The 5,190-nt window shown below is 39.2% G+C and carries 2 protein-coding genes and 1 pseudogene; 1 reads left to right on the top strand and 2 read right to left on the bottom strand.

Features of this window, described 5'->3' with window-relative positions; all coding sequences use genetic code 11:
* A partial coding sequence (locus H5072_RS11310; protein ID WP_259395924.1) for a protein disulfide oxidoreductase occupies positions 1 to 540 on the top strand: 540 nt, incomplete at its 5' end.
* Positions 541 to 710: 170 nt separating this feature from the next.
* Here the strand turns inward: H5072_RS11310 and H5072_RS11305 are convergent.
* Positions 711 to 2,888, bottom strand: a complete 2,178-nt coding sequence (locus H5072_RS11305) for a YgiQ family radical SAM protein (protein ID WP_182693570.1) — start codon at positions 2,886 to 2,888, stop codon at positions 711 to 713.
* Between the two features lie 131 nt (positions 2,889 to 3,019).
* Positions 3,020 to 5,190, bottom strand: a pseudogene (locus H5072_RS11300) (EAL domain-containing protein); the annotation flags it as partial.

The following is a 5,190-nucleotide window of genomic DNA, read 5'->3' as shown; positions in this document are numbered from 1 at the left end:
ACCAAACATAAAAATGACATACCTAAAAAAACGCTAAAACAAAAAAGCGTATCCATATTAAAAAGTCTACTGGTATATGGCTCTATATTTTTCGTCATTTATACCGCCGTCAATTGGTGGCGGCAACCTGTCATGCCAGCAAATCCTCAATTACAATTAATCGACTATAAAGGGCAAAACATTAATTTAGCAGCAATGAGCCAAGATAAACCCACGCTTGTGTATTTTTGGGGAACTTGGTGTCCTATTTGTAGTATTACCTCCCCTGCCATAAACGAACTCGCAAACGAGAATAAATACCCTGTTGTGAGCATCGCGATAAAATCAGGCTCTGATCAAGAGCTGCATGATTATTTAAATGAGCAAGGCTACAGCTTCAGTACTGTTAACGATCAACACGGGGAGATATTTTCCGATTGGCAGGGACAAGTCACGCCATCTTATATAATCTTAAAAGATAATAAAATGACGCAAGGACTCACCGGCATTCAGCCGTTATGGTCACTTAAATTGCGTTTGTGGTTATCATCAATGCTTTAAAAAAAAGCTAAACTTAGCACAGGATATCTAAAGAGAGGGGGGCTCTAAAACCTCACTCTTTATCACCTACAATAATATAGATAATAAAGAGCAAAGCTGACTTAATTTACGTATACAAAAGCTAAAAAACGCGTACCGCAATTAGCCTTATCTATTAGCGAATAAAATTACTAACGTGTGCTTTGACGATTACCGCCCACTTTTGGCTTAGTGTTTGCCTTTTTAAATTGGCTAAAACCAGTATGTCGCGTTAGTGCCGGACGCCCACCTTTTTTACCACCTTTACCTGCTTTTTCATCGCGCCCTTCTTCTGGCACTAAACAGTTAGGCCCTTTACCAATTAAATTAGCTTTACCCATTTTACGTAGAGCTTCACGTATCATTGGCCAACCAGCTGCATCGTGGTAGCGTAAAATAGCTTTATGTAATCTACGTTGGCGTGCGCCTTTAGGTACAGGAACAACTTCTGAGTTGTTTTTTATATTACGCAAAGAGTTCATCTCTGTATGGTAAATAGTCGTCGCATTAGCCATAGGTGATGGGTAAAAATTTTGTACCTGATCAAGCTTAAAGTCGTTTGATTTAAGCCATAAAGCCATGTTTACCATGTCTTCATCTTTTGTACCTGGGTGAGCAGATATAAAGTAAGGAATTAAATACTGCTTTTTACCAGCTTCTTTAGAGTACTTATCAAATAGTTCTTTAAATTGATCGTACGCTCCCATACCTGGTTTCATCATTTTTGATAATGGACCATCCTCTGTATGCTCTGGCGCTATTTTTAAGTAACCGCCTACATGGTGCGTTACTAATTCTTTAACGTAACGCGGGTCGCGTACCGCTAAATCGTAACGTACACCTGAAGCAATCAATACCTTTTTAATACCCTTAACTTCACGTGCTTTTTTATACAAATCTATTGTTGGCGTATGATCTGTATCCATGTGTTTACAAATATCTGGATACACACATGATAAGCGTCTACAGGTACTCTCGGCCTTTTTGCTCGTACAGCGCAGCTTATACATATTCGCCGTTGGGCCACCTAAATCAGAAATAACACCAGTAAAGCCGGGAACTTTATCTCTAATTTGTTCAATTTCTTCAATAATAGATTCTTGTGAACGACTTTGAATAATGCGCCCTTCATGCTCTGTAATTGAGCAAAACGAACAACCACCAAAACAGCCACGCATAATATTAACTGACGTTTTAATCATATCGTAAGCAGGGATTTTAGCATCACCATAACTTGGGTGAGGAATACGCTGATACGGCAAACCAAATACAGCATCCATTTCATGTGTTTCTAATGGATATGCTGGCGGGTTTACCCAAATAGAGCGATCGCCATGTCGTTGGTAAAGCGCCCTTGCACAACCAGGGTTTGTTTCTTGGTGTAAAATGCGCGAGGCATGGGCGTATAGAGGTTTGTTAACACTTACTTGCTCATAAGCAGGTAACTTAACATAGGTTTTTTCCCACGGCTTAGGACGTGCAGGCTGAACCATGATTGGTTTTGCCGCTTCTGCTTTTAAATCAATACCCGCTTGTTTAAATTCTGATTTACTACAGCCAACATCATCCGCGCCATATGGGTTTGGAATAGGGTCGATTTTACCAATTTTATCAATAGCGGTAGAATCACTGCCACGCCAACCAGGTAGAGGCTCTTTTCGAATAACAGCCGTGCCGCGAATATCCTGAATCGTATCCATCGTTTCACCCGCCGCAATACGGTGTGCAACTTCAACTAGCGGGCGCTCTGCGTTACCGTAAATTAAAATATCGGCTTTTGCATCAACCAAAATACTACGACGTACTTTTTCCTGCCAATAGTCGTAATGAGCAATACGGCGAAGGCTGGCTTCAATACCGCCAATAACAATTGGGATACCTTTGTATGCTTCACGGCATTTTTGCGAGTAAATCATCACGGCGCGATCTGGGCGCTTACCGCCAACGTTATTAGGCGTGTAAGCATCATCGTGGCGCATGCGCTTTTCCGCTGTATAGCGGTTGATCATCGAATCCATGTTGCCGGCTGTTACACCAAAAAATAAATTCGGTCTGCCGAGCTCCATAAATGCATCTTTAGAGTCCCATGCCGGTTGGGCAATAATCCCCACTCTAAAGCCTTGCGCTTCAAGTACACGGCCAATTACAGCCATACCAAAACTAGGATGGTCAACATACGCATCGCCACTAATTATTATTATGTCGCAGCTATCCCAGCCAAGTGCATCCATTTCTTCACGTGTAGTTGGTAAAAATGGCGCGGTGCCATAACATTCAGCCCAGTATTTCGGGTATGAAAATAAGGCGCGCTTAGCTTTGAGTGTGCTCATAATTGTGGCCGTAGAATAACAAAAGGCGCGAATTATACCCTACTAAATTCTTTATATATACAAAGTAGTCAAAGCATATCGCGCTTTAAATTCTAAATCGTTCATTAGCTTAAATAATAAGTTAATCTTTTTTAGCGTTTATTTATAAATTCTATCAATTCATGCTCAGGCATGGGTTTAGCATACATAAAACCTTGTACCTCATCACAGCCTAAGTTTTTTAAGAACTGAGCTTGTTCTTGTGTTTCAACGCCTTCAGCAATCGTTTTTAAACCCAACTTAGCACCAAGAGAAATAACTAAGGCAGCAATAGCGCCAGTGTCATCATTTGGCAGATCCTTAATAAATGCACGATCTATTTTCAACCTATCCAAGGGTAAACTTTGTATATAACTAAGCGATGAAAAGCCAGTCCCAAAGTCATCAATAGCAACCTCAATCCCTAACTCTTGAAGCTCTCTAAGTGTATTAATAACAGTTTCGAGTTCATCCATTACTACGCTTTCTGTGACTTCTAACTCTATGTTTTTTGGCTTAACACCATATTTTAATAATGTATTTTTAACGTTTTGAGCATAACCTTTTACTTTAAACTGCGGAACAGACACATTAACCGCAATACAAATTTCGGTACCCATATTTTCTAGGCGCTTTTGTTGTTGGCAAGCTTGCTCTAAAACCCACTGCCCTATATCAACAATCAAGCCCGCATCTTCTGCAAGTGGAACAAATACCGCTGGCGATATATACGACCCATTACCGGTGGGCCACCTAAGTAATGCCTCACACCCAATTAAAGACAAGTCATCTAATGAAAGTTGAGGTTGGTACCATACCTCTAACTTGTTTCGAGCAAAATCATGGCGTAATTGTCTAATAATTCCTATGCGCCAAGCCATTTTATCTTGCATGTCGATATTGTAATAAACGCCTTCTTTATGCTTTGCTTTTTTAGCTTGGTCAAGTGCAATATAAGCAACTTTAAGTGTATCAATCCCGCTACTTTGAAAGTCTTGCTGTTGGCATAAACCCAATCTAAAATCGATAGGCAATGTATGCTCTTCTGCGCAAAATGGAACACCTAACTGCTCATTCAATTTTTTTAAGTCGAGTTCATCACGGCGAATAATAAAACCAAAAACATCAGCACCAATACGAGATAGTAACTTAGCTGTTGGGTAGTTTTCTTTTAACCTTTGCACAATGCCAATTAATACTTTATTGCCGACCTCTTGCCCTAAGCCATTATTAATATCTGCAAAATTAACTATATCAAGTAGTACAAATACATAATCATTCACGTGCGGCTTTTGATAACGCTCTACCCGTTCAATAAAATTGGTACGATTTGAAATACCTGTAAGCACATCTTTATAAGCTGCATCTCTTAACTTTACAAACAGCCTTATATTATCCAGGGCAACACTCACATTTGTTAAGAAGATTTCAGCAAACTGCAATTGTGCTTGCAAAGGAACATGGTCACATTCTATATATAAAGCCGCTTTTCTATGCTTACTTTTTAATACAAATGTTGCATTTGAGTCTGTATGTTGATGCTTTGATAAATCAAAACACAACTCAACTTGTTTAAATACTTTGCTATCAACATTAATTAATTTTTCACCAAAGTAGTCTTCGTAATGCCCACAACCACCTAATACTTGAATAAAGTCATCGCCGTCTAATTTGCTGCACACAAGCCCTCGAGGTGAACACTTTAAAATAATACTCATGTGCTTGATGATTTCTTTGCATAGTTGCTTAATATCAGTAAGCCCTAAAATAGACTTTGATGCAGAAACAATCGTGTTCATTGCATCACTTTGATATTCAAGCTGGCATACCTGCTCGTAAGAGCGAATAGCGGTTATGAGCGATGTTACTAATTTAGAGCGAGTGAGTTCTGTTTTAGTTTTATAATCATTTATATCGTATTCACGTATTACTTTTTCTTCTGGTATATTACCAGCTTGCCCTGTTCTTAAAATAATTCTCACATGTTGATTATTTAATTCGTCACGCACCCTTTTTACAACCTGCAAGCCAGCATCGTCAGTTTCCATAATAACGTCTAAAAAAATAACTGAAATATCGTTATTTTCAGCTAAAATCTCTATTGCTTCAGCTCCCGAATAGGCATCATGAAATCGCAAGCCTGCCCCCTAAAACTCAACCCCAGACAAAGCTAACTTTGTTACAGAGTGGATCTCAGGTTCGTCATCAACAATTAAAATATCCCAAAACTTAGTCGGCTCAATTACTGCATCATCTTCATAGTCTTGTTCAAAAAATAAAAAAT

It is taken from the genome of Pseudoalteromonas sp. SR45-5, assembly GCF_014163565.1.
GTDB classification, from domain to species: Bacteria; Pseudomonadota; Gammaproteobacteria; order Enterobacterales; family Alteromonadaceae; genus Pseudoalteromonas; species Pseudoalteromonas distincta.
This window is presented reverse-complemented; position numbering and strand designations above follow the sequence as displayed.